Below are 23,088 nucleotides of genomic sequence, written 5' to 3' on the forward strand. Positions count from 1 at the left end.
AAACGTCCACCCCTTGCGATGCCTGGTTGCGGCAGGGGTATTGGTCTTTCCAGCGCCAGCAGGTTGTGTCGGACGAATGCCTGTCTGTTCGTCTGTACGGCCTTGCCGTAGATGGTGGAGCCATGTATACCGTTGTCGAAACCGAGGTCTTCAAGCGCTACGCCGAGCCTATCTGGAATGACGCCGAGCGCTTGGAATTCATCACCTGGTTGGTCGCAGACCCATGGGTTGGAGACGTCATCCCCGGTACCGGAGGGCTGCGCAAGGTGCGCTGGTCTTGCAGTGGCATCGGCAAGCGCGGCGGCACACGAGTCATCTACTACAACCTGCTTTCGGAAGGTCTTATTTGGTTGCTGATCGTCTACACCAAGGCGAAGTTACACAATCTGCCCATCGGCTTTCTGAATCAATTGAAAGAGGGAATCAGTCATGGACCATGAACTGCAGCAGTTTCAGAAGGATTTGCTGACTTCGGTGGGCCAGATGAAAGCCGGCAAGGCGGCGCGTGCAACGGTGGTAAAACTGTCCGGGGCGGCAGAGGCCCGGGCTAAGGTGGGGCTCTCTCAGAGTGCGTTCGCCACGCTGTTGGGGGTCAGCCTGCGTACACTGCAGGATTGGGAGCAAGGCCGGCGCCAGCCGACAGGCGCGGCTCAAACGCTGCTGCGTGTGGCCAGCCAGTACCCTGAAGCCTTGCGGGCTTTGCAGCCGGTTTGATGGCGAGCAGACCAGGCGCTGACAAGCCGGTCTTGATGACCGGCTTTTTTGTGCATGCCTGACAGATTCGCATAGTCACTGGCTTGCCAGCGAAGGGGCCCCGAGATCGCCTTCGCCGGCAAGCCGGCTCCTACGGGAGAGGCAGGTAGGGGCCGTCTGCATCAGAAATTCACTGAAGCACTCAACCGAGCCGTCAGCGGCGCGCCCTGGAACAGGTAGTCGTCGCCCATGTATTCCCCGGTGTCGCGCCAGTAGCGCTTGTCGAACAGGTTGTCCACGGTCAGGCGGAACACGGTGTCGTAGCCATCAATTCGAGTGCTGTAGCGGCTGCCGATGTTGAAGATGGCGTAGGCGCCGGTGGCGACGTTGCCCTGGCGGTCGGCGTATTGGCTGCCGCTGTATTGCATGCCGCCCAGCAGGGCCAGGCCGTCGAGCCAGGGCAGGGCGTAGTCGCCCTGCAGGCTGGCCCGCAGGCGCGGGACGTTGAGGGTCTGGTGCCCCTCGTAGGCCGGGGTACCGGTGCCCTCGACCCGGGAGCGGATCGCCGCGACGCTGGCGGCAATCTGCAGGCGTTGGGTGGCCCAACCGTTGGCGGAGAGCTCCAGGCCAGTGTTCTTTTGCTGGCCCTGCTGGACGTAGGTGAAACCGCCGGAGGCATCGGGGCGCGAGTACTGGTAGGCCTGGCGCATCTGGAACAGGGCGGCGGTAAAGCTCATGCGCTGCCAGTCGTACTTGACCCCGGCTTCGATCTGCCGGGAGACGGTGGGGGCGAGGGTGTCGCCACTGTTGCTGGCGAACCATGGGGCCTGGCCACCCAGGCTCAGGCCCTTGCTGTATTGGGTGTACAGCGAAAGGTCGCTGATCGGTTTGTAGATCAGCGCGGCCTGGGGCAGGAATACATAGCGTTGGGTGTGGCGATCGCGCACGCCGTCCTTGTCGAAGCTCTCTTCGTCGAGGCGTACTTCGCGTCCGCCGAGGACGGTCTGCCACTGTTCGTTGAAGCTGATGCGGTCGCTGAGGAACAGGCCGTATTGGCGGCTGTCGAGGCGTTTGTGGGAGTCGTTGAAGGCGCCGTTGTAGCGGTCGAAGTTTTCCGGCTCGCTCTGGATATTGCCCGTGCCAATCCATTGATTGATGGACTCGCGCCGGTCCACCACACGGCGAAACGCACTGGTCCCCACGCTCAACTCATGGCCCAGGCCAGCGGCGTCGAAGCGGCCATTGAGCACCGCCTGCACTTCATCGTTGCGCCGGGTGTCGTCGGGGCTGCGGAAGTCGTAGATGTCGTAGTTGCCTTCGGGGCTGAAGTAGTTGCCGTTGGCATTGATGCAGCCGGTGGTACAGCCGCCCCAGGCAAACGAACTGTAGTCATCGATCACCACCTTGCTGCGCGACGCACTGAGGTTGCCCTTCCAGTCATCGTTGAAGCGGTACTCGAAATTGCCGCCGATGTTCAGCGATTCATTGGTCACCGGCTTTGACCCGCTCTGGTGCCCCAGGAGTCTTTTCGGCGAGGCGTGGTGGGGCAGGCTGGAACCGCCCAGTAGTTGATAGCCCGGTGCCGAGCGCTGTTGCTTGTTCTGGTATTCGATGTCCAGTTGCAGCAGGGCGTCGGGGCTGATGTTCCAGTCCAGGGCCAGGGAGGCGAAGTCGCGCTGGCCGTTGGTGTGCTCGACGTAGGAGTGCAGGTCTTCATGGGCCAGGTTGGCGCGCAGGCCGAACTGCTGTTCGCTGCCGAACCAGCCGCCCACGTCGGTGGCCAGGTAGCCGCTGCCGCGATCGTCGGTGGAGATGGTCACCGAACGAATGTCCATGGGCCGCTTGGTCACGTAGTTGATCAGCCCGCCGGGCTCGCTGACCCCGCTTTGCAGGCCGGAAAGGCCCTTGAGCAATTCCACCCGCTGCTTGTTTTCCAGGGCCACGTTCTGCTCGCCGGTGACGGTGCGGTTGTTGATCTTGTAGCTGCTGGCCGCGTTCAGCGAGAAGCCGCGCACCTCGAAGTTTTCGTAGTAGCCCACCGGCGCGTAGCTCTGGCCCACCGAGGCGTCGTTCTTCAGTACATCGCTGAGCAACCGCGCCTGCTGGTCGAGGATCATGTCTTCATTGATCACGCTGATGGAGGCCGGGGTATCCAGCAAGGGCGCTTCACTGAAACCACCCACCGAGGCGCTGTCGACGCGATAGCCGTAGGGCTCTTCGCCGCTGACGGTCTGGGTCGGCAACTGGGTGCCCGTGGCGTTGGCCACGGCGCTGCTACCGGCCAGCAGCAGGCCCAGGGTCAGGCGGTTGAGGGGCAACGCTGAGCTGCAGGTGCGCGCGGGGGCAGTCGGGTGAATCGGGCTCATGAACAATCCTAGAAGGCGACGCGGCCCCATGGCAGAAGCCGGGGGAGGTTCCTGGGAAGGCTAGGAGCGTCGACCTGCGTGTGTAGTGAGGAACAGCGGGGGAGCCCTGCGAGCATCAGGCCAGGGCCTGGCGGTTGCCGCTGGGTACTGTCGGGCAGGCGCCATCATACAAGCTGCAGCGAGGGGGTAAAGGCGGGAAAGGCAGAAGATCGCGTGGTGGGAGGGGCCGCTTCAAGTCCTTGCGTAACACGGCGGTGGGCAATCCTGCTCGGGCTCCGGGTGGCCCATCTGCAGGTACTTGATCCGCTCCTCCAGGGAATCGACCTTGCGCAGCAGCAGGCTGATGAGCTTTTCATTCATCTCGCGGGTTTCATCGACGACCAGGGACTTTTCCAGGCGGTCGACGATTTCATTGTTCATGCTGCGGTTTTCTCGTTTGGCAATGTGTTTGAGCTGGTTGTGCAGGTCGCCTGGGAGACGAACGATGAACTTTTGCAGGGAGGAGCACATAGCGGACCTCAGAGTAATGCCAAAGAGCAGCATCATAAGAATGAGGCAGGCTTGCTTGCTTCAAGAAAATTCTTAAAAGAATGAAAAAAACGGCGCTTTTCATTAGGAAGATTCTGGTTCGCACCAGAGCCGGCTTCTATCCGATTTAAAAACGGACCTGATCCAGGTCCGCTTTTCACCGTGGCCTTCAGCCTATGACGTGGCCACCGCGCCTCAACGGCGATCCAGCCACACCGTCTGCGCATTGCAGAATTCGCGTACGCCAAAGTGCGACAGCTCGCGCCCGAAGCCGCTTTTCTTCACCCCGCCGAAGGTCACCCGGGGGTCGCTGGCGCTGTAGCCGTTGATGAACACGCCGCCGGTTTCCAGCTCGTCGGTCATCTGCCGGGCCCGTTCCAGGTCCTGGGTGAAGATAGTCGCGGTAAGGCCGAACTCGCTGTCGTTGGCCAGCTCCAGGGCGTGTTGCGCATCCCGGGCGCTGATGATGGCGGCCACCGGGCCGAACAGTTCCTGCTTGAAGGCGGTCATCTGCTCGGTGACGCCCGCCAGCACCGTGGGTGGGTAATAGTTGCCGGCGCCTTCGACCTTGTAGCCGCCCAGCAGCAGGGTGGCGCCTTCGGCTAGGGTCGCCTGGACCTGCTGGTGCAGTTCGTCACGCAGGTCGAAGCGGGCCATGGGGCCGATGTAGGTGTCGCTGGCCAGCGGGTCGCCCATCACCAGGGCACGGGTGGCTTCGACGAATTTGCGGGTGAACTCCGCGACCACCCCTTGCTCGATGATCAGGCGCTTGGCGGCGGCGCAGACCTGGCCGGTGTTCTGGTAGCGGCCGATCACCGCGGCCTTGACCGCTTCGTCGAGGTCGGCGTCGTTGAGCACGATAAAGGGATCGGAACCGCCCAGTTCCAGCACGCATTTCTTCAGCGCGGCGCCGGCCTGGGCGCCGATGGCGATGCCGGCGCGCACGCTGCCGGTGAGGGTCACGGCGGCGATGCGGCGGTCGGCGATGGCGCTGGATACGCCGTCCGGGGTGACGTTGAGCAGCTCGAACACCCCTTCAGGGAAACCGGCGCGCTGCATGGCGTCCAGCAGCAGGTAGGCGCTGCCCATGACATTCGGGGCGTGCTTGAGCACGTAGGTGTTGCCCGCCAGCAGCGCCGGCACCGCGCCGCGCAGCACCTGCCAGATCGGGAAGTTCCACGGCATCACCGCGAGGATCGGGCCCAGTGGCCGGTACTCGATGCGTGCCTTGTTGTTTTCTACCAGGGTCGCTTCCGGGGCCAGCATGGCCGGGCCGTGCTCGGCGTACCACAGGCACAGCTGGGCGCACTTTTCGATTTCGCCCCGGGCCTGGGGCAGGGGCTTGCCCATTTCCAGGCTGATCATGCGCGCCATGGCCTCGCTGTTGTCCCGCAGGGCCTGGGCCAGTGCGTTCAGGCGGCTGGCGCGCTCGGCGATGCTCTGGCGCTTCCACTGGGCGAAGCCGGCGGCGGCACGGCTCAGTGCGGCGTCCTGCTCAGCCTCGGAGTGGTAGGGGTAGGCGCCGATCTGCTCGCCAGTGGCGGGGTTGATCGACAAGGCGTGGGTGTGGCTGGAAACAAGGCTCATGGCACCGTCCTGCTCGGGTGGGAATGGCAGCAGGTTACGGCGCTGGATCTTTGCTGAAAACTGAATAATATTGAGCAAGTCGTTCACGTTTGGAGAATACCGTGGATCTGGTCCAGCTGGAAATTTTCAAGGCCGTTGCCGAGCAGGGCAGCATCAGCGCCGCCGCGCAACTGATCCACAGGGTGCCGTCGAACCTGACCACCAGGATCAAGCAACTGGAGCAGGACCTGGGGGTGGAGCTGTTTATCCGCGAGAAGAGCCGCATGCGCCTGTCCCCCGCCGGCTGGAATTTCCTCGACTACGCCCGGCGCATTCTCGACCTGGTGGCCGAGGCGCGTCTGACCGTAGCCGGCGAGGAGCCTCAGGGACCGTTCGCCCTGGGCTCGCTGGAAAGCACGGCGGCGGTACGCATCCCGGCGCTGCTCGCGGCCTACAACCAGCAGTACGCCAAGGTGGAACTGGACCTGTCCACCGGCCCCTCCGGGACCATGATCGACGGCGTGCTGTCCGGCCGCCTGGTGGCCGCCTTCGTCGACGGCCCGGTGCGCCACCCGGCCCTGGAAGGGCTGCCGGTGTTCGAGGAGGAAATGGTGCTGATCGCCCCGCTGGGCCATGCGCCGATTACCCGGGCGCGGGAGGTCAACGGCGAAAGCATCTACGCCTTTCGCGCCAACTGCTCCTACCGTCATCACTTTGAAAGCTGGTTCACCCAGGACGCCGCGGTGCCGGGCAAGATCCATGAAATGGAGTCCTACCACGGCATGCTGGCCTGCGTCAGCGCCGGCGCCGGGCTGGCGCTGATGCCCCGCAGCATGCTGGAAAGCATGCCCGGCTGCGCCACGGTCAGCGTCTGGCCGTTGTCCCCGCGTTTTCGCTTCCTGCGCACCTGGCTGGTCTGGCGGCGCGGCACCGTATCGCAGAGCTTGAGCAGTTTCGTGAAGCTGCTGGAGGAGCGGGGCCTCGTGTTGGCGGAGGGGTGAAGGCGGCATCCCGGTCGTGTTCGTTGGCGGCGTGGGGGGATGTGTGTAGGCTTTGCGGCCCTTGCCTAACCCCTGGACACTGAGCCATGACCGATCCGCTTTGCCTGGTATTCGTACCTGCGTTGGTGGCCTTGCTGCTGAATGCCGAAAACACCAAGGGCAGGCCCCTGACCGAGGCCGAAGTGCTGGAGATTCGTGATAACGCCGCCTGTATCGCGTTGCCGGTGGCCGTGGCGCTGAGCATGGAAAACCAGCGGGGTTACCGCGATCTGGTGGCCGAGAACTGCTGGGAACAGTGGCAGCAGTTTAGGAGCGAGGCGCAAGCCTGAGTGGCGGCCTTGGCGTGATCTCGTGAGCTTGTCGGGGGCGTTGACAGTGGCTGGGAGCGGCTTCTCAGCGCCTGCTCAAGGCCAGGCGAGCCGCGAACAGCACGAAGATCATCCCTGTGGTGCGGTCCATCCACTGGATCACCTTTTCCCGCTGCAGCACCCCGCTCAGGGAGCGGGTGGCGCCAATCAGCAGCAGGGACCAGATCAGCCCCAACACCACGTGGATGCTCACCAGACCGAAGGTCCAGAGCACCGGCGGCTGTCCCTGGGGAATGAACTGCGGCAGAAAGGACACGTAGAAAACCCCCACCTTGGGGTTGAGCACGTTGCCCAGCATGCCCTTGAGAAACCAGTTGGCCCCGGAGTTGCCGTCTGCGTCTGCCGGAGCAAACGAGCGGCGTGGGCGCAACAGCATGTTCAGCCCCAGCCAGGCCAGGTAGGCGGCGCCGCAGTACTTCAAGAGGTTGAAGGCCAGTTCCGACACCGCGATCAAGGCCCCCAGGCCGAAGGCCACAGCCGCGCCCCAGATCAGGCAGCCGGCATTGATGCCCAACGCCGCGCGCAGCGCCTGCCGCCGGCCTTCCACCGTGGCGGTGCGCAGCACCAGGGCGGTGTCCAGGCCCGGGGTCAGGGTCAGCAGCGTGGCGGCCAGGGTGAAGGCCAGGAGGTTCTCAGTGATGGACATGGGGGCTCCGGAGTTAGGGGCACAGGTTAAAAACGGACCGGTAAGTGGCCTGAGGGCCTGATGCTGCGCTCGTACACTGGATACTCAACCGAGGCTGGTAATCGAGTCCTCATAGTTGAGCTTGCCACACAGTACGTACCTGGCCTCTTCCTTCAACCGTGCTCCGCTGGAGAGAACAGCGTTGGTGACAATGAAAACCTGCGGTGGCGAGGAGCCCATGAAGACCCTGACAATCACTGTTTCGCCACTTTCGAACAACTGCCTTTCGATTTTGGCGTTGAACACCAGCTGCGCGAAGATGTTACTGGGTCTGAGGTACCTGGCTTTGGTGGCCTTGAGTTCGACCTTTTGCCGGGGTTCGCCGTTCTGTTCCAGCCACAGATCAAAGCCACGGTCTCCCGGCTCCTTGGGATGAAAGCGATAATCGGCATGGGTGAACTGATTGAGCAGGTAGTGCCTAGCCAGGTCTTCGATTTTGCGTGTCATTGGGTTTGCCTGAGGGCGGGTAGGACAAAGGAAGGTCGGTGCTAATTGCTTGAGGCAGTTTCTGGCCTTGGGCCATCAGGACGAATGATCATTCGTCCTGACACTGCGGCTCCTCAGCCGAACAGCCCTGCCATTCTGAACAGCGTGTCCAGGGACATCCCGAGAACCTCGGCCATTGAATGCAGGAGGATCGGAACCAGAAGGCCGCCACTGACTATTCTGGCGACCGCGAAAATGCAGCCACTGACAAAGATCAGGGCCATTGTCGTGCCGTTGCCGTACTGGGTGTGAAGCCCGGCGAAGATGGCCGCACTGACGATAACGGCGATCCATTTCCAGACTTGGCTGTTTTCATACGGAAACAGGCGCAGCAGGTAATGGCGGAAAAACAACTCCTCAACGATGGGGGGCAGCACCATCAGTGAGGCGATCTTGATCAGGGTTTGCCAGCCGTTCAGGCCCGCCAGCAATTCGGCCATGAACGCCTCTTCAGGAGATCCGAGCATGAGGATGGCGACCCCGCACAGCACATAGGCGGCCACCATGCATGCAGCGCCTATGCCCAGAGGACGGCGTATTACCCGTCCGCGCCAGGCGGCGCTGAAATGCTGGCGGTACTGCAGCCAGAACAGGCCGAGCAAGAGCAGCATGCCCAGGCCCTGGGTGCTGATGAATATCAGATAGGTTTGCATCTGTGGCGGCACCAGCAGGATGCCGGGTATTCCCGCCAGGATGTATAACAGGGTGGCCAGAATAAACAGGCCGACCCTGGGAAAGAACCGGTAGGTAGAACGCTCAGGGGCGTAGACCCCAGGCGGGGAAAACAGATGAGTCACAGTCACTCCATGAATGCGGGATAAACGGGGCGGCATAGTGCCACTATCGTCGACCGCCGGGAACCGCTTCCAGGTGGCGCTTGCAAAGGGCATTCAGCCTTTGCGCTTGACCAGCGCCAGATACACCCCGGCCTCTTTCTCCGGTTCGATGTAGTGGGCGCCTTCCAGATCGGCGACCTGAATCGGCTCCATCGCCAGCTCCAGCTCAGGGGTACCCGTGTAACGGTCAGCGTCATCGCTCAGTGCATGCCTGAAGGCTTGGAGAAAGGCATCACGGTTGGCGAACTTGCCGTAGACATAGTTGCCTCGTTGGTCGCTGTAGAAGCGCGAGTAGGTCAGCAGCACGATGCCCCAGCGTTCGATGTGTTCGTCAGGCGCGGTGTGGGGAGTGGGCTTGATCAGGTCCTTGCGAATTTGCCGAATCTTGTCATACGCATTCTTGTTGTTGTGTATCACTTTGAATTCGATAGCGGTGGAGGGATGTTCGCCGTAGCTGTCTTCAACCCAGACATCCACCTTGCGGCGTTCGGCAGCGATCAGCCAGCGAGGTACGTTGCGGCGTTCATCCAGCTGGCCGCCGAGGCCGAACTGGTCGCGGTTGATATCCAGCAGCGCCGCTGACTCCAGGCTCAGCCATAGCTCGGCAGCGACGCTGACTGCGATGGACTTGAGGATGTGCTGGCGCTCTTCTTTTAGGTGGTTTAGCAGGAACGGGGCAAATTCACGGACAAAGGACATGGGATCTCCAAGGAATAACACCGATCTGTAGGAGCGAGCTTGCTCGCGATGATTTCCAACGCGCCGCCTGTTCCCTGCAAGTGCGCGTTATCGTTGACGTCCTTCGCGAGCAAGCTCGCGCCTACAAGGGTGGGTCAATAGGGGCCGCGGGGTTCAGGGATGCCCAGTTGCTGTTGTCGGGCTCTGACCTGGTTGTCCACGGCGCGTTTGCCACTGAGCAGCTTGAGGTGCTGCACGCTGGGCGGTAGCTGGCTGTCGATCAGTGTCAGCAGATCCAACTGTGGGGCCTTGATGATGCGCAGGTCAGCGATGTTCGAGGTTTTCAGGCCGCTGAGTTCCCCCAGGGTCTTGAGGTTGATCAGGCTTATCTTGCGCAACGGCGGCGCCCCGCCAAGGTCCAGTTGGCTCAATTGCGCCTGGTCCTCGATCTTCAACACTTCAAGCAGGGGAAAGCCATCCAGGTCCAGGCGGTTGAGGCCACGCACCCGCATGATCTCCAGTTCCTTGACCTGGGGATTGCGCAGCTCCGGCATCTGCTCACGGCTGCCGAAGGTCACCGAGAGGCTGTGCAGGCCGGTCATGCCGGCGACCATGCCCAGGGGCGTCTTGGCCGGCATGCGGTGCAGGTCCAGGTGGCGGATGCCCGGGCACTGGCTCAGTACGTCCAGGTGATGGCTTTGCACGCTGAGGGACAGGGTGTGCAGCTCGGCCATGGTGGCCAGGGGCGCGAGGTCGATGGCCGGGCCTTTGTCCAGGGACAGGCGCAGCGTTCGCAGCCCCCTCAAGTTGGGCAGGGCCAAGAGGCCCGGCAGGTCGGCGCTGATGACTTGCAGGGCGAAATCCTTGAGCTTGTGCAGGCTGCCAATGGTTTCGAAGTGTTCCAGCGTGTCCAGGCAATCCAGGCTCAGGGAGTGGACATTGGGCAGGGCGAGCAAGGTGCGGCCGTCAAACGCGCTGCCCGGATAGTGGCTGTAGAAACGCACATTGAGGCGCTCGCCGAAACGGGCGCAGAGCGTGTCGAGCTGACTCAGCAGTTCGCCGTCGTACTGTTCGGCCTTGGCGAACTGGACGATGACCTGGGTCTGGTCATCGGCCTTCAGGCGGGCGCTAACCTGCAGTTCCAGGTCGGCCTGGCTGGGGGCTTGAATTCGATGGGGAAACATCAGCGGTCCTTGATGATTTTCGCCGCGGCATCATGCCATTGCGCGATCTTCACCGCCATCTGCGCGCAGGCCCGGCCAGCCACCGGGCCGCCTTGCAGGAAAGGCTACGGGTCGACCTGGCCCATCAGCTCGGCCACCGATTCCGGGCGCTTGGCGTAGCGCTGGGCCAGCACCGCGCAGACCATCAGCTGGATCTGGTGGAACAGCATCAGGGGCAGAATCAGCACGCCCATGGTGCTGCCGGCAAACAGCACCTGGGCCATGGGCACGCCGGTGGCCAGGCTCTTTTTCGAGCCGCAGAAGAGGATGGTGATGCGGTCTTCCTGGTCGAAGCCGAACAGCTTGCCGAGAAAGCTCGACGCCAGCAGCACCAGCGCCAGGAGGACGCAGCAGGCCACCACCAGGCCGGCCAGTTCCCACAGCGGGATCTGGTGCCAGATGCCTTCGTTTACCGCTTCGCTGAAGGCGCCGTAGACCACCAGCAGGATCGAGCCCTGGTCGACGAAGCGCAGCCAGTTCTTGTTGCGCCCGACCCAGGCGCCGATCCAGCGTCGGGCGATCTGCCCGGCGATAAAGGGCAGCAGCAACTGCACGCTGATCTTGAGGATGGCGTCCAGGGTCGAGCCGCCTTCGCCGTGCACGTTCAGCAGCAGGGTCACCAAGAGCGGGGTGAGGAAGATCCCGAACAGGCTCGACGCCGCGGCGCTGCAGATGGCCGCCGGGATATTGCCCCGGGCCAGGGAGGTGAAGGCGATCGCCGATTGCACCGTGGCCGGCAGGGCGCACAGATACAGCATGCCCATGTACAGATCGTTGCCCACCAGCGGTGACAGCAGCGGCTTGAGCGCCAGGCCCAACACGGGAAAGAGGATGAAGGTCAGGCTGAACACCAGCAGGTGCAGGCGCCAGTGGCCGGCCCCGGCAATGATCGCCTCGCGCGACAGCTTGGCGCCGTGGAGGAAGAACAGCAGGCCGATGGCGATGTTGGTCAGCCAGCTGAAACCTATGGCCACCTGGCCGCTGGCCGGCAGGAAACTGGCCAGCAGCACCACGCCGATCAGGGTCAGGGTGAAGTTGTCGGGCAAAAGACGCGAGCGAGTCATAGCGGGATCATCCGGGGGTTGCCAAGTGCGGTGGGGCGACTCTAACGTGGCTGCGTTTTACCGACTAACGCCAAGGAGCCAGTTAATGCCGCCTAAAGGACATGAAAAGATCGTCCGGCGCAGTATTCCCGGGTTGCCCAGCCTGCCGCGGCCGGTGTACGGGCGCACCGAATCCTTGCCCAATCGCGCCTTGACCCGGCGCCACAGCCACCCGTGGGTGCAATTGTCCTACGCCATTGCCGGGGTGCTGGAGATCCAGACCAGCGGCGGGCGCTTTATCGCCCCGCCGCAACGGGCGGTGTGGATTCCCGCCGGGGTGCCGCACCGGGTGTTCAGCTCGCCGCGCACCGAGATGCGAAGCCTGTACCTCGATTGCAGCGTTACCACCTGGGCGGCGCCGGACAGCTGCCAGGTGCTGGCGGTCAGCAGCCTGCTGCGGGAGTTGATCCGCGCCTTCAGTGAATTGCCGGTGGAGTATGTCGAGGACAGCGCCGACGGGCGCCTGGCCCAGGTGCTGCTGGACCAGTTGGCCGCCGCGCCGCAGCTGGACCTGATGCTGCCGCTGCCCCACGACGTGCGCCTGCGGTCGATCTACCGCAGCCTGCAGGCGCACCCGGAGCAGGCCACGACGCTGGGCCAGTGGGGCCAGAAGCTCGGGGTGACGGAGAAGACCCTCAGCCGCTTGTTCCTCAAGGACACCGGGCTGACCTTCCGTGCCTGGCGCCAGCGCCTGCGCCTGCTGGGCGCCCTGACTCCCCTGGAGCAGGGCGAGCGGGTCACCGATGTGGCACTGGCCTGTGGTTATGACTCGACCTCGGCATTTATCGCTGCCTTTCGCCAGCAGTTCGACGCCACCCCGGGGGAGTTCTTCCGCGACCTCTGACACCCCGAGCTTTCTGTAGCCGCTGCCTGCGGCAGCGGCTACAGGAAGCTCGGGGGTGGGGCCAGGTGCGGCAGGTCAGGTTCTTGGGGGGCGCAGCAGTTCGATGCGCTCCGGGGGCACCAGGGTGCGCAGGGTCTTGTACAGGGCCCGGGTCTCCAGCAGGTTCCAGATCCGCAGCAGGGTTTCCAGGGCATCCAGGGGTTTGCTGATGAAGTCCCGGGCGCCCAGGGCCAGCGCCCGCAGGCGGGTGTCGCGGGTGGCGTCGGCGGTGAGGACCAGGATCGGCAGGTAGTCGTTGGCCGGGATTCGTCGGTTGAGCTGTTCCAGTACGGCAAAGCCATCGAACTCGGGCATGTGCAGGTCGAGGATCACCAGGTCCGGCTCGAAGCTGTTGAACAGCTCCAGGCTGCGCAACGGCTGGGTGCTGCTGAGGACGTTGTGCAGCCCTTCGCGGGCCAGTAGCTGTTCCATCAGGTCGAGGTTGGGGCGCTGGTCATCGATGATGAGGATGCGCAGATCGGCAGTCATGGGAGCTCCGGGAGACAGGCATCGAGGTGGGCGAAGAACACCGGGATGTGGATGGGCTTGGTCAGGATCGCCGTGGCCCCGGCGTCGAGCAGGGCGCGCCGGGTCGGTTCGCTGGCGTCGGCGGTGATCATCAGGATCGGGGTGTCGGCCGTGGCGCTGGAGGCCCGCAGGCGTTGCAGCACCTCCAGGCCGGGCAGGTCCGGCAGGCTGACGTCCAGCAGGATCATCTGCGGCGCGTGCTGGCGGGCCAGGTCCAGGCCCATCTGGCCTTGCATGCTCGACAGCAGCCGGATGCCCGGGCGCCGTTGCAGCAGGGTTTCGATCAGCGCCAGGCTTTGCAGGTTGTCTTCGATGCACAGCACCTTGCCCTGGTAGCGGCTTGCGGGCTGTGGCGCCGGCACGTTCAGCGCCGGGGCGTTGCAGGGCACCACGGCGGCTGCAGCGGCCAGGCGCACGAAGGGCAGCTCCAGGGTGAAGCAACTGCCGCTGCCCGGGGTGCTCTGTACGCCCAGGCTGCCGTCCATCATTTCCAGCAGGCTCCTGCTCAGGGCCAGGCCCAGGCCGGTGCCTTCGACCCTGGGGTCGGCGTCCAGGCGTTCGAAGGGTTTGAACAGGCGCTCCAGGCGCTCGGCGGTGATGCCGGCGCCGGTGTCGAGCACGCTCAGGCGCAGGCGCGATGCCGCGATCGCCACGTCGATGCTGACCCGGCCACCCGCGCGGTTGTACTTGATGGCGTTGGACAGCAGGTTGAGCAGCACCTGGATCAGGCGCTGGCGGTCGGCGATCACGCCGCTGTCCGCCGTCAGTTCCGGCAGCGGCGCCAGGGTGATGCCGGCGTCCGCGGCCATGGGTGACACCAGGGTCAGGGCTTCGTGCAGCACCGCCGCCAGGGCCATGGGCTCGACGTTCAGCGGCAGGCGCCCGGCCTCGATACGGGCAATGTCCAGCACCTCGTTGATCAGCCCCAGCAGGTGCTGCCCGGCCCGCAGGATATGCCCGACCTGGGGCCGCTGGCCGGCATTGGAATCCATGTCCAGCAGTTGGGCGAAGCCGAGGATGGCGTTCAGCGGCGTGCGCAGTTCGTGGCTCATGCGCGAGAGGAATTCGCTCTTGGCGCGGCTGGCGCTTTCCGCTTCCTCGCGGGCGGTGCCCAGGGCGATTTCCGCGGCACGGCGATCGGTGATGTCCCGGGTGATCTTGGAAAAACCGCGCAGGGCGCCGCTGGCGTCGTACTGCGCGGTGATCACCACGCTGGCCCAGAAGCGGCTGCCGTCCTTGCGACAGCGCCAGGCCTCTTCCATGTAGTGGCCGTGGGCGGTGGCCTCGCGCAGGGCCATGTCCGGGTGCTGGGGGCATTCTTCGGGCAGGTAGAACAGGGAAAAATGCCGGCCGATGATTTCCTGCTCGCTGTAGCCCTTGATCCGTTCCGCGCCGACGTTCCAGGTGGTAACCCGGCCTGCGGTGTCCAGGGCGAAGATCCCGTAGTCCTTGACTCCGTCGATGATCAGCCGCAGGCGTTCCTCGTTGTCGCGCAGGGCCCGTTCGCGCTCGGCCAGCAGTTGCCCGGCCTCCACCAGGCGCGTGCCCAGCTGGCCGATTTCATCCTGTTCCGGGGCTTGCGGGCGCAGCGGCTGGCCCAGGGCCAGGCGCTGGGCATTGCCCTGTACCTGCTGCACCCGGGTGACGATGCCCCGGGACAGCAACAGCACCGCGACGATGGCGCCGAACAGCCCGCAGCCGGCGGCCAGCAAGGTGGCGAACAGCAGGCGCATGCGGGTCGCCGCGGCGGCTGCGCTACGTTCGGCCAGCAGCGCATCCTCGCGCACGCGCATGGCGCTGATCTGCTCGCGCAGCACGTCCAGTACCTGCTTGTTGTCGATCAGGATCGCGGTCACCGTGGCGGCGTCGTCGCGGCTGCCGTTGCGCAGGGCCACCAGGCCGTCGAGCTTGGTGCGGATCAGCGGGGTGATGGTCTGCAGGTAGTCGCGCATGCGCAGGTCCTGGACATTCTGGTCCAGGCGTTGCAACGCGGCCTCGATCTGCGGCCGGGCCTGGAGGTAGGCGGGCAGAAAGTCCTCGCGCCGGGTCAGCAGGTAGCCACGCACGCTGGCGGCGGCCTCGGCCAGGAGGGTGTGCACCGCCTGGATATCGCCCTGCACCAGCAGCACCCGGCGCACGTCCTCCTCGGCGCGGGCGGTCTGGCGCTCGGTGCTGTAGATCAGCACCAGCGACAGCAGCAGGATCACCAGCGGCAGGGAGATCACCACCAGCGCCTTGCCCCGCAGCGGCAGGTCGGCCCAGCGCCGGGCGCTGAGCAGGTTCACGGCCACTGCCCGGCAGGTTGCGCCACCAGCCCCAGGGCCACGCCGCGCACCGCGGCCTGGGTGCGGTCGGCGGCGCCGAGCTTGCCGATCACTCGTTCCACATGGGCCTTGGCTGTGCCGGTGGTGATGCCCAGCTTTTCACCGATCTCGCGGTTGCTGAAGCCGCCGGCCACCAGCCCCAGCACCTGGCGCTCGCGGGCAGTCAGGGCCTGAGCCTGGGGCGCCTGGCCGTTGCCGCGCTCGCTCATGCGCCGCAGCAGGCGGGCGCTGACCGCACTGTTGAGCGCCTCTTCGCCCCGGGCCACGCGCTGCAGGGCGTCGAGCACCTCTTCGCGGCTGGCATCCTTGAGCAGGTAGCCCACGGCGCCGGCGGCCATGGCGGCTTCCAGGTGATCGGGGCTGTCGTCCATGGTGAAGATCACCACCTTGACCTCGGGCTGGCGCTGTTGCAGCAGGCGCGCGGCCCCCAGGCCGTTGAGCAGGGGCATGCGGATATCGAGGATGGCCAGGTCCGGGCGCAGTTGCTCGCACAGGGCCAGGGCTTGCTCGCCATCCCTGGCTTGCCCCACCACCTCGAACTCCGGGTTGCCCGCCAGCAGGGCGATGAAGCCGGTGCGGGTGACTTCATGATCGTCCGCCAGGACCAGGCGTATCACCGCTGTCATACCGCGTGCTCCAGGGAGGGGACGGGGACGCGGGCGAGAATCCGGGTGCCGCTGCCGGGCCGGCTGTGGCAGGTGAAACGCCCGCCCAGCAAATGGGCGCGTTCCTGCATGGCCACCTGGCCCAACTGTTCGATGCCCTGGCCGGATGCCGGCTGGAAACCTGCGCCGTCGTCGCTGATGCCGAGCACCGCCTGGCCTGCTTCCAGGGCCAGGTTCAGGCTGACGCTGTGGGCCCGGGCATGCTTGAGGATGTTGTTGATGGCTTCCTGGGCGATGCGGAACAGGGCGATTTCCAGGGCCGCCGGCAGGCGCTCCGGGTAGCGCTGCTGCCAGTGCACCGCCAGCCCGGCGTCGCGCAGGCGGTCGGCCTCGCGGTCGATGGCCCGCAACAGGCCGAAGTCGTCCAGCACATGGGGGCGCAGGCCGCCGATCAGTTGCCGGCCTTCGCCGACGCAGCCCTGGGCCAGTTGCAGGATGGTCTGCAGTTCATCGTGCAGGGGCTCCGGCAGCGGCGGGCAGCGCCCGGCGAAACCCTGCAGGCGCTGGTGCAGCCCGGCCAGGGTTTGCGCCAGGCCGTCGTGCAGGTCGTAGGCGACGCGCTTGCGCTCATCCTCCTGGGCGCTGAACAGGCGCTGCACCAGCTCCGACATGCTGCGCTCCCGGGCTTGCAGGTCCTGCAGCAGGCGCTGGTTTTCCAGGTGCGTGGCCAACAGCGTGGCCAGCAGTTGCAGGGATTCCAGGTCTTCGCTGTCCGGCGCGCTGATGGGCACACTGTTGGCCAGCAGCAGGGCGCCGAAGGGCTGGCCGTCGGCGCGGTGCAGCAGTACGCGCAGCACCCCGGTTTGCGCAAGCGGGCGCTCCAGCCACTGGGCCTGCCCGGCCACGGCGCGCAGGGCTTGCAGGCATTCGCCGTGGCCCTGTTCGGCGCTGGCGTGGGCCACGCCGTCGCGGCTCCATTCCAGCAACAGCCCCTGGTCCATGGCGACAAAGGCGCAGGCCCGCTGCACCACCCGCTGGCGCATTTGTCCGGGGGGCAGTTGCAGCAGCTCCTGGCCGGTGTCCACCAGCAGCCGCAGGCGCGCGGCGCGGCTTTGCGACTGCCGGTACTGGCTGCGCAGGGCCAGGGCGCTGGCGGGATCGAGGGGCGGGCTGGGCATCGGGAAACTCCAGGGTGGGGGCGGTGCAGTGGCTCGGGGCAGGGTATTAGACCCCCGTGCCCGGTATCGCGCCTATCTGCCAAATGGCATAGGCCGCGGGCTCCAGTTGGCCGATGGCAGGGGCGACGGCCCGGGGCACAGTGGGGCTCATTGAAACCCACTGGAGTCCGTGAATGAAACTGAAAAGCACCGCCCTGGCCCTGTTCTTCGTGCTGAGCGCGCCACTGGCTCAGGCCCTGGAAGCCACCCCTTACGTGTACCGCACCGTGGCCGAGCAGCCGCAGAACCTGCAGGACCGGGAAATCGCCAGCCTCTTCGACCGCTGGAACAGCGCCCTGCAGACCGGCAACCCGCAAGCCGTGGTCAGCCTCTATGCGGCCAATGCAGTGCTGCAACCCACGGTCTCCAACCAGGTGCGCAGCACCCACGCGCAGATCCAGGACTACTTCGAGCACTTCATGGCCTCGCGGCCGGTGGGCCAGGTCAACTACCGGGAGATTCGTCACCTGGGCCCGGATGCGGCCATGGACAGCGGCGTCTACACCTTCACCCTGACTGCCGCCGACGGCAAGAAACAGCAGGTCCAGGCCCGCTACACCTTCCTCTACGAGCGCCTGGGCGGGCAGTGGAAAATCCTCAACCACCACTCTTCGGCCATGCCGCAAGTGCAGCCGCAGTTGCAAGCCAGCCACTGATCCAGGCTCCTGTCGCCTTGCGCCGAGCCTTTGCCCGGCGTTGCTGTCACTGCTCGCGGTAGCGCCCCGGGGTCATGCCGAACCAGCGCAGGCAGGCCTTGTGAAAGCTGCTCTGGTCGCGAAAGCCCAACAGGGCGCCGATGTACTTGACGCTGCGCATGGAGTTGCGCAGAAAGCTGTGGGCCAGCATCAGCCGCGCCTCGTCCTGCAGCGCCGAGAAGTGCACGTTTTCATGGCCCAGGCTGCGTTGCAGGCTGCGGGTGCTGACCCCCACTGCCTGGGCGATGTGCGGCAGGTCGCTGGGCGCGCCCTGGGCCAGGGATTCGGACAGGGCGCGGCGCACCCGCGCAGTCATCGAGCCGCTGAGCAGCACATTGAGGCGGTTGCGGGCGTACTCCATGTGCAGCACATCCAGCGCCGGGTCGGCGGTGGGCAGGGCGATGGCGCAGTCCTGGCTGCTGAAAGTCAGGCTGTTGTGGGGCGCGCAGAACTGCAGGTTGTCGCCCATCAGCCGGCGCAGCATGCGCGTGTCCGCAGGCTCGGGGTAGGTGAAGGCCGCCACCAGCGGCCGTGGCTTGTGCTGGGGCAGCAGCCAGTGCAGCAGGCCCAGGGTCTGGGCGGCGCCGGCGTCGATCACCGCCCGGGGGATCAGCGAAGGCTCGGCGGTGACGTCGAAGCCGATCAGTTGCAATGCGTCGGGCCTGCGTTCCAGGCACATGCAGAAGCCGTTGCTGGTCAGCGCCTGATAGTCCACTAGGCGCTGCAGCGCCGCCCCCAGGGTCGCACAAGACATCACCGCATAGCCCAGGGCTTCCAGGTTGGCCGGGTGGGCCTTGCTGTAGGCCAGCAGCCCGAGGTCCGGGTTGCCGGTGCGACGGGTGGCTTCGCGCATTACTTGATAGACCAGTTCCAGCCTCACGCCCTTGGGATTTTCCTCAACGTCCTGGATGCTGCTGCCGAAGGTTCTGAGCAGGGCGTCGACATTCGCGCCGCCTTCTCTCATGACATCGGCAAGCACCCGAAAGCTGGCGCTGGTCATTCTGTGCATAGGTCTTCCTGGACTAGTGGCTAAATGATATCGATGAGGCCTTTTGCATGATTGCAATAAACAAAAGGCGGCAGACGAATAAGCACCGGCCCAGGTTTCCGAGGACAAGCGAAAGGTATCCGGGAACACTTCCGGGTGGCCCGGGCAGGGTCGATCATGGTTGGGCAGGGACCCTTGGACGAGTGCGGCGGCGGGCTCGTCGTGCCGCGTTCGAGGGTGCGTCGTTGGCTTGCCTATGGATCTGTCATGCAAAGCATCAAGGACTTTTATCGTGAATTGGCCGAGGGCCATTTGATGCTGGCATTCCAGCCGGTGGTGTGGCTGCCCGACAGCAGCCGGGTGCTCTACCACGAAGGGCTGCTGCGCCATGTCGATGCCCAGGGCGGGGATGTCTACCCCCTGGCGCTGCTGGAAAAACACCAAGTGATGCGCGAGCTGGACCGCAGCGTGGTGCTCTGTGTGATCGACAGCCTGCAACGGGACGAACGCCTGCGCCTGGGGTGCAATATCTCGGCCCAGAGCGCGATCATCGATTCATTCTGGTACCCCATTATCCAGCAGTTGCGGGACTTCCCCGGCGTGGCCGCGCGGTTGGTCATCGAGATCACCGAAAGCGCCACGCCACCGAGCATCGAGGCGGCCAGCGAGTTTGTCCTGTGCCTGCGCGAACTGGGCTGCCGGGTGGCCATCGACGATTTCGGCGCGGGCCTGGGCACCCTGGAGTTCATCCGCCAGACCCGGCCGGACATCGTCAAGATCGACAAGGGCTACATCCAGCGCGCCCGCAGCGAACTCAACAGCGCCCAGACCCTCAGCCACCTGGTGCAACTGTGCAAGACACTGGCGCCCTGCGTGATCATCGAAGGGGTGGAGACGGCCACCGACCAGGGCCTGGCCACGGCCTGTGGTGGCGAGTGGGGGCAGGGCTACCTGTTCGGCCGCCCCCAGGTGGATCGCCTGGGGCGACGTTGCCGCCTGGCGCAGCGGGTGCCCCAGTTGTGCGCGCCGGATCAGGTGTAGCCGGTTGCGCCAAGGCACGGCGCATACCCGCCTGAAGGGGGTCAATCAGCCTGGGGGGTGATGGGCGGGGTGTGGGCCGTCGGGTCTTGCACCTCGGCACTGATGGGCAATGCCTGCAGGTCGTGCTCGGGAATCTCCTTCATATCCACGTGCATGTTGCGTTTGGGCCGCTCCGGCTGGAATGCGTCGTAGGGCAGCAGCACGGTGTCGAGCGCCGCGTCCAGGGGCAGGCTGGCGATCATCAGGATCGGGCACACCACCGTCACCCAGCAGCCGCCGGTGATCATGCGGGCGTAGCCCATGTCATAGCCGGTGAGCACTTGGGCGTTGGTCTTGACGCTGCGGTAGTAGCGGTCGTCGCGAAAGTCCAGGGCATTGCCGCGAGTCATGTAGGTGCCGCAGCCGGACAGCAGCAGGGTGTTGAGCAGCAACAGGTAATGGAGGATTCGGATGATCGGGCTTCCACGCAGGGTCGAGACAGGGACGGGCGCGAATCAGTGATTCATCGCGTCATAGGGCAGCAGCGCGGTGTCGGCCACGGCATCCACCGGCAGGCTGACGATGGCCACCACCGGGCAGACGATGCTCATCCAGCAGAAGACCGTGGTATAGCCGTCGTAGCCGCTGGCGCCGCGCATGGTCAGCAGTTCGATATTGGCCTGGGTGCCTTTGTAGTAGTCGTAGCCGCTGTGGGCGTTGGGGGTGCGGGCGATCAGGGTGCCGCAGCCCGTCAGGGACAGCATGGACACAACGAACAGGGCATTGAGGGCTTTGATGGCGCCATTCCTTAGCAAGCGGATTTTTCCGCGCGCATGGTCGCAGAAGCCCGGTGCAGACGCTAGATTGGGCGCTGAATAAATACTGGGCGCAGTGCCGGGAGGGTTCGATGAAGGAGGAGCGCAGCGTCGCACGGCTGTTCGCGGAGGAACCGCTGTCTTGGGGGCTACGGGGGGACCCCTATCTGTGGCGAGCCATGGCCACGCATCTGGCCCACACGCCCTGGCCGGCCACGGCGCAGCAGTTGGAGGCCCTGATCGTCCAGGCCTTCGAGCAACTGACCGGCAAGGCCTGGAGCTCGGCAGGGCATTTCTTCGTCGAGGCCTTTGCCCATGGCGGCATGTCCAGCGGCGGGATTTCCATGGGCTTCTGGCACGAGCGCGGCCTGCCCCTGTTGCGCGCCCGTTGGGCTCAAGCCTGATCAGATATCGCTGGGTATCAGCATAAGCAGGTCGGTATCGCCGATATCCACCCCGGCCTGGGTCAGCAGGGTGCCGGCCTGGCCGCGGTGGTGGGTCTGGTGGTTGAAGAAATGCACCAGCAGGCTATAGACATTGCGCTCGGCGACCACGCCCCGGGTGTTGGTGTAATGCAGGCTGCTGTCCAGGTCGGCGTCGCTCAGGGACAGGCTGAAATCCAGGATCAACTGGTCCAGCCACTGACGTTGCTGCCAGAGCCCGCGGATGTCGGCAAACAGCAAGGTCTTGAGGTCCTGGGGGGTAGCCACCGGCTGCAGCGGCGCCAGGGCCGCAAACCGCGCCGGGTGCTGGGCAAAGCGCTTGAGCCAGATGGTGTCGCCGGCCAGCAAATGATTGAGGGTGCCGAGGATCGAGCCGAAAAAGGCCTGCCGGTCCAGAGCCAGTTGCGCATCGGACAGGCCCATGGCGGCGCCGTACAGCTTGCTGTTCATCCATTGGTTGTAGCGAGCCATCAGGCACAGGTGCTCGGTGCGGTTCATTGCCATTCCTTTCGGGGGTTGCGGGCGGGCGCGCAGCAGCTTCGCAAGCCTCGGTGCGGCAATGCAAGAGGCCTCGCAAAAGCCTTGTGCGCAGGCCGTTTGCAGGGCTGTGCAGCCATTAAAAAAACCGCCCCTTTGGCCCCGATAACATCGTTTCTCGGGGCTTGGGCTTTTCTCTATATTGGCCACCAGATCCAGCGCGGCAACAGGCCGCGCACCCTTTATGGTGAGCCGTTGCAATGAATAAAAAACCTGAACGCACAGGGCTGGAAAACCCCGGGACCGCCACCCGGGTGGTCTGGGGCGGAGAGCAAGTCCGTCATCCCTACAACGCCACGCAAACCCCGATTGTCGCCAGCGCCGCCTATGGCTACGACGACATCGACCAGTGGTACGACGTGGCCCTGGGTAAGGCCCCGGGCTTTATCTACAGCCGCATGAGCAACCCCACGGTGCAGACCCTGGAAGCCAAGCTGCAGGACCTGGAAAACGCCGAATCGGCGGTGGCCTTCAGCAGCGGCATGGCCGCCATCAGCGGCGTGCTCTACAGCTTCCTGCGCCACGGCCAGCGGGTGGTGTCGACCAAGGACAGCTACGGCGGCACCAACAAGATCTTCGAGGAATTCCTGCCGCGCATGGGGGTGGCCGTGACCCTCTGCGAAACCTTCGACCAGCAGCAGATCGAAGCCGAGATCGCCAAGGGCTGCGACCTGCTGTACCTGGAGACCCCGACCAACCCGACCCTGAAGATCGTCGATATCCAGCGTCTGGTCGCCGCGGCAAAACAGGTCGGCGCCCTGGTGGTGGCGGACAACACCTTCGCCACGCCGCTGAACCAGAACCCCCTGGCCCTGGGCGTGGACGTGGTGATCCACAGCGCCACCAAGTTCCTCAGCGGCCATGGCGATGTGCTTGGTGGCGTGGCCTGCGGCAGCGAAGCGCTGATGAGCCAGGTGCGTCATTACCGGGAAATCAACGGCGCCAGCCTCGATCCGTTCTCGGCCTACCTGATCATCCGCGGGATCAAGACCCTGGCCCTGCGCATGCGTCAGCAACAGCACAGCGCGGCGCAGCTGGCGCAGTTCCTGCTCAACGAGCCGCTGGTGGAAGCCGTGAACTACCCGGGCCTGCCCAGCCACCCGAACCACGCCGTGGCCTGTGCGCAGATGCGTGGTTTCGGCGCCATCGTCAGTTTTGTCCTGGTGGGTGGCATGGACAGCGTCACGCAGCTGTTGCCGCGCCTGCGCTATGCCCACTGCGCCGGCAACCTGGGGGCGGTGGAAACCATCTACGGTCCGGCGCGCACCACCAGCCATGTGGAGAACACCCTGGAAGAGCGCCAGGCCCTGGGCATTTCCGAAGGCCTGGTGCGGATCTCGGTGGGCATCGAAGACACCGATGACCTGCTGGCCGACCTGCAGCAGGCCTTCGCCTGGCTGCGCCAATCCCTCAAGCAGAATGCGGCGCCTGGCGCCCTCCCATCCCTGGACCCGCGGGCCGAGGTCGCCCACTGAAAAGAGCGCGCAACACCCCCACAGC

26 protein-coding genes are annotated in these 23,088 nt (G+C 65.1%); 9 read left to right on the plus strand and 17 right to left on the minus strand.

Features of this window, described 5'->3' with window-relative positions:
• Positions 1-122 precede the first annotated feature (122 nt).
• Together KCG88_RS01515 and KCG88_RS01520 are read left to right on the plus strand one after the other, a co-directional pair.
• The gene (locus KCG88_RS01515; RefSeq protein ID WP_210711573.1) at positions 123-440 is read left to right on the plus strand and encodes a transcriptional regulator; all 318 of its coding nucleotides are present in this window, start codon (positions 123-125) and stop codon (positions 438-440) included.
• Positions 430-714, plus strand: coding sequence for a helix-turn-helix domain-containing protein (locus tag KCG88_RS01520; RefSeq protein ID WP_015636246.1), 285 nt, complete (start codon positions 430-432; stop codon positions 712-714). Before KCG88_RS01515 ends, KCG88_RS01520 begins: the two co-directional genes overlap by 11 nt.
• A 161-nt stretch (positions 715-875) precedes the next feature.
• On the opposite strand, the gene KCG88_RS01525 is transcribed toward KCG88_RS01520, so the two are convergent.
• The 3 genes from KCG88_RS01525 to KCG88_RS01535 form a co-directional block, all read right to left on the minus strand.
• Positions 876-3,059: a TonB-dependent siderophore receptor gene (locus tag KCG88_RS01525; RefSeq protein WP_210711574.1), complete on the minus strand. Its 2,184-nt coding sequence runs from the start codon at positions 3,057-3,059 to the stop codon at positions 876-878.
• Between the two features lie 231 nt (positions 3,060-3,290).
• A complete protein-coding gene (locus tag KCG88_RS01530) occupies positions 3,291-3,605 on the minus strand; it encodes an Arc family DNA-binding protein (protein ID WP_318654531.1) in 315 nt (104 codons plus the stop codon).
• 177 nt (positions 3,606-3,782) lie between these two features.
• Positions 3,783-5,174, minus strand: a complete 1,392-nt coding sequence (locus tag KCG88_RS01535; RefSeq protein ID WP_210711575.1) for an aldehyde dehydrogenase family protein — start codon at positions 5,172-5,174, stop codon at positions 3,783-3,785.
• Between the two features lie 101 nt (positions 5,175-5,275).
• Here KCG88_RS01535 and KCG88_RS01540 point away from each other — a divergent pair, with 101 nt between their 5' ends.
• A complete protein-coding gene (locus KCG88_RS01540) occupies positions 5,276-6,154 on the plus strand; it encodes a LysR family transcriptional regulator (RefSeq protein ID WP_210711576.1) in 879 nt (292 codons plus the stop codon).
• An 86-nt stretch (positions 6,155-6,240) separates the two neighbouring features.
• Positions 6,241-6,483, plus strand: a complete 243-nt coding sequence (locus KCG88_RS01545) for a hypothetical protein (RefSeq protein ID WP_210711577.1) — start codon at positions 6,241-6,243, stop codon at positions 6,481-6,483.
• 64 nt (positions 6,484-6,547) lie between these two features.
• Here KCG88_RS01545 and KCG88_RS01550 read toward each other — a convergent pair whose 3' ends face one another.
• From KCG88_RS01550 to KCG88_RS01575, 6 genes are all read right to left on the minus strand, one after another.
• Positions 6,548-7,168 carry a LysE family translocator gene (locus KCG88_RS01550; protein WP_210711578.1) on the minus strand — a complete coding sequence of 207 codons (621 nt, stop codon included), beginning with the start codon at positions 7,166-7,168 and terminating at the stop codon, positions 6,548-6,550.
• 84 nt (positions 7,169-7,252) lie between these two features.
• Positions 7,253-7,654, minus strand: coding sequence for a hypothetical protein (locus KCG88_RS01555; RefSeq protein WP_015636239.1), 402 nt, complete (start codon positions 7,652-7,654; stop codon positions 7,253-7,255).
• Between the two features lie 113 nt (positions 7,655-7,767).
• Positions 7,768-8,583, minus strand: coding sequence for a type II CAAX endopeptidase family protein (locus KCG88_RS01560; RefSeq protein ID WP_246882530.1), 816 nt, complete (start codon positions 8,581-8,583; stop codon positions 7,768-7,770).
• Positions 8,584-9,228 (minus strand): hypothetical protein, encoded by a 645-nt coding sequence (locus KCG88_RS01565; RefSeq protein WP_210711579.1) that lies wholly within the window; start codon positions 9,226-9,228, stop codon positions 8,584-8,586.
• 134 nt (positions 9,229-9,362) lie between these two features.
• Positions 9,363-10,391, minus strand: coding sequence for a hypothetical protein (locus KCG88_RS01570; protein ID WP_210711580.1), 1,029 nt, complete (start codon positions 10,389-10,391; stop codon positions 9,363-9,365).
• 104 nt (positions 10,392-10,495) lie between these two features.
• Complete coding sequence (locus tag KCG88_RS01575) at positions 10,496-11,494, minus strand: bile acid:sodium symporter family protein (protein ID WP_210711581.1); 999 nt, start codon at positions 11,492-11,494, stop codon at positions 10,496-10,498.
• Positions 11,495-11,579: 85 nt separating this feature from the next.
• Between KCG88_RS01575 and KCG88_RS01580 the strand changes: the two genes are divergently transcribed.
• Positions 11,580-12,377: a helix-turn-helix transcriptional regulator gene (locus tag KCG88_RS01580; protein ID WP_210711582.1), complete on the plus strand. Its 798-nt coding sequence runs from the start codon at positions 11,580-11,582 to the stop codon at positions 12,375-12,377.
• A 75-nt stretch (positions 12,378-12,452) separates the two neighbouring features.
• Here the strand turns inward: KCG88_RS01580 and KCG88_RS01585 are convergent, their stop codons facing one another.
• Genes KCG88_RS01585 through KCG88_RS01600 form a run of 4 tightly spaced genes read right to left on the minus strand, consistent with a single transcriptional unit; the run spans position 12,453 to position 17,051 of the window.
• Positions 12,453-12,905 carry a response regulator gene (locus KCG88_RS01585; protein WP_015636233.1) on the minus strand — a complete coding sequence of 151 codons (453 nt, stop codon included), beginning with the start codon at positions 12,903-12,905 and terminating at the stop codon, positions 12,453-12,455.
• Positions 12,902-15,229 carry an ATP-binding protein gene (locus KCG88_RS01590; RefSeq protein WP_210711583.1) on the minus strand — a complete coding sequence of 776 codons (2,328 nt, stop codon included), beginning with the start codon at positions 15,227-15,229 and terminating at the stop codon, positions 12,902-12,904. Before KCG88_RS01590 ends, KCG88_RS01585 begins: the two co-directional genes overlap by 4 nt.
• Entirely contained in the window at positions 15,226-15,894 is a 669-nt protein-coding gene (locus tag KCG88_RS01595) for a response regulator transcription factor (RefSeq protein ID WP_047337259.1), read from the minus strand. The genes KCG88_RS01590 and KCG88_RS01595 overlap by 4 nt, the downstream gene beginning before the upstream one ends.
• Positions 15,891-17,051 carry a sensor histidine kinase gene (locus KCG88_RS01600; protein WP_065363281.1) on the minus strand — a complete coding sequence of 387 codons (1,161 nt, stop codon included), beginning with the start codon at positions 17,049-17,051 and terminating at the stop codon, positions 15,891-15,893. Before KCG88_RS01600 ends, KCG88_RS01595 begins: the two co-directional genes overlap by 4 nt.
• Before the next feature lie 173 nt (positions 17,052-17,224).
• On the opposite strand from KCG88_RS01600, the gene KCG88_RS01605 reads away from it, so the two are divergent.
• Positions 17,225-17,746: an SgcJ/EcaC family oxidoreductase gene (locus KCG88_RS01605; protein WP_047287861.1), complete on the plus strand. Its 522-nt coding sequence runs from the start codon at positions 17,225-17,227 to the stop codon at positions 17,744-17,746.
• A gap of 46 nt (positions 17,747-17,792) precedes the next feature.
• On the opposite strand, the gene KCG88_RS01610 is transcribed toward KCG88_RS01605, so the two are convergent.
• Positions 17,793-18,794, minus strand: coding sequence for an AraC family transcriptional regulator (locus tag KCG88_RS01610; RefSeq protein ID WP_047287860.1), 1,002 nt, complete (start codon positions 18,792-18,794; stop codon positions 17,793-17,795).
• 246 nt (positions 18,795-19,040) lie between these two features.
• Here KCG88_RS01610 and KCG88_RS01615 point away from each other — a divergent pair, with 246 nt between their 5' ends.
• On the plus strand, positions 19,041-19,814 hold the full coding sequence (locus KCG88_RS01615) for an EAL domain-containing protein (RefSeq protein ID WP_047337256.1): 774 nt from the start codon (positions 19,041-19,043) through the stop codon (positions 19,812-19,814).
• Positions 19,815-19,855: 41 nt separating this feature from the next.
• Here the strand turns inward: KCG88_RS01615 and KCG88_RS01620 are convergent, their stop codons facing one another.
• Both KCG88_RS01620 and KCG88_RS01625 read right to left on the minus strand, forming a co-directional pair.
• Positions 19,856-20,245, minus strand: coding sequence for a YceK/YidQ family lipoprotein (locus tag KCG88_RS01620; RefSeq protein ID WP_246882531.1), 390 nt, complete (start codon positions 20,243-20,245; stop codon positions 19,856-19,858).
• A 63-nt stretch (positions 20,246-20,308) separates the two neighbouring features.
• Positions 20,309-20,608 carry a YceK/YidQ family lipoprotein gene (locus tag KCG88_RS01625; RefSeq protein WP_047305199.1) on the minus strand — a complete coding sequence of 100 codons (300 nt, stop codon included), beginning with the start codon at positions 20,606-20,608 and terminating at the stop codon, positions 20,309-20,311.
• Between the two features lie 92 nt (positions 20,609-20,700).
• Between KCG88_RS01625 and KCG88_RS01630 the strand changes: the two genes are divergently transcribed.
• Entirely contained in the window at positions 20,701-21,012 is a 312-nt protein-coding gene (locus tag KCG88_RS01630) for a hypothetical protein (RefSeq protein ID WP_047337255.1), read from the plus strand.
• On the opposite strand, the gene KCG88_RS01635 is transcribed toward KCG88_RS01630, so the two are convergent.
• Positions 21,013-21,549, minus strand: a complete 537-nt coding sequence (locus KCG88_RS01635) for a DinB family protein (RefSeq protein WP_047287857.1) — start codon at positions 21,547-21,549, stop codon at positions 21,013-21,015.
• A gap of 239 nt (positions 21,550-21,788) precedes the next feature.
• On the opposite strand from KCG88_RS01635, the gene KCG88_RS01640 reads away from it, so the two are divergent.
• The gene (locus tag KCG88_RS01640) at positions 21,789-23,063 is read left to right on the plus strand and encodes a cystathionine gamma-synthase family protein (RefSeq protein WP_210711584.1); all 1,275 of its coding nucleotides are present in this window, start codon (positions 21,789-21,791) and stop codon (positions 23,061-23,063) included.
• The last annotated feature ends 25 nt before the right edge of the window (positions 23,064-23,088 follow it).

The sequence above is a fragment of the Pseudomonas sp. MWU349 genome (genome assembly GCF_017947325.1).
Taxonomy (GTDB): domain Bacteria; phylum Pseudomonadota; class Gammaproteobacteria; order Pseudomonadales; family Pseudomonadaceae; genus Aquipseudomonas; species Aquipseudomonas protegens.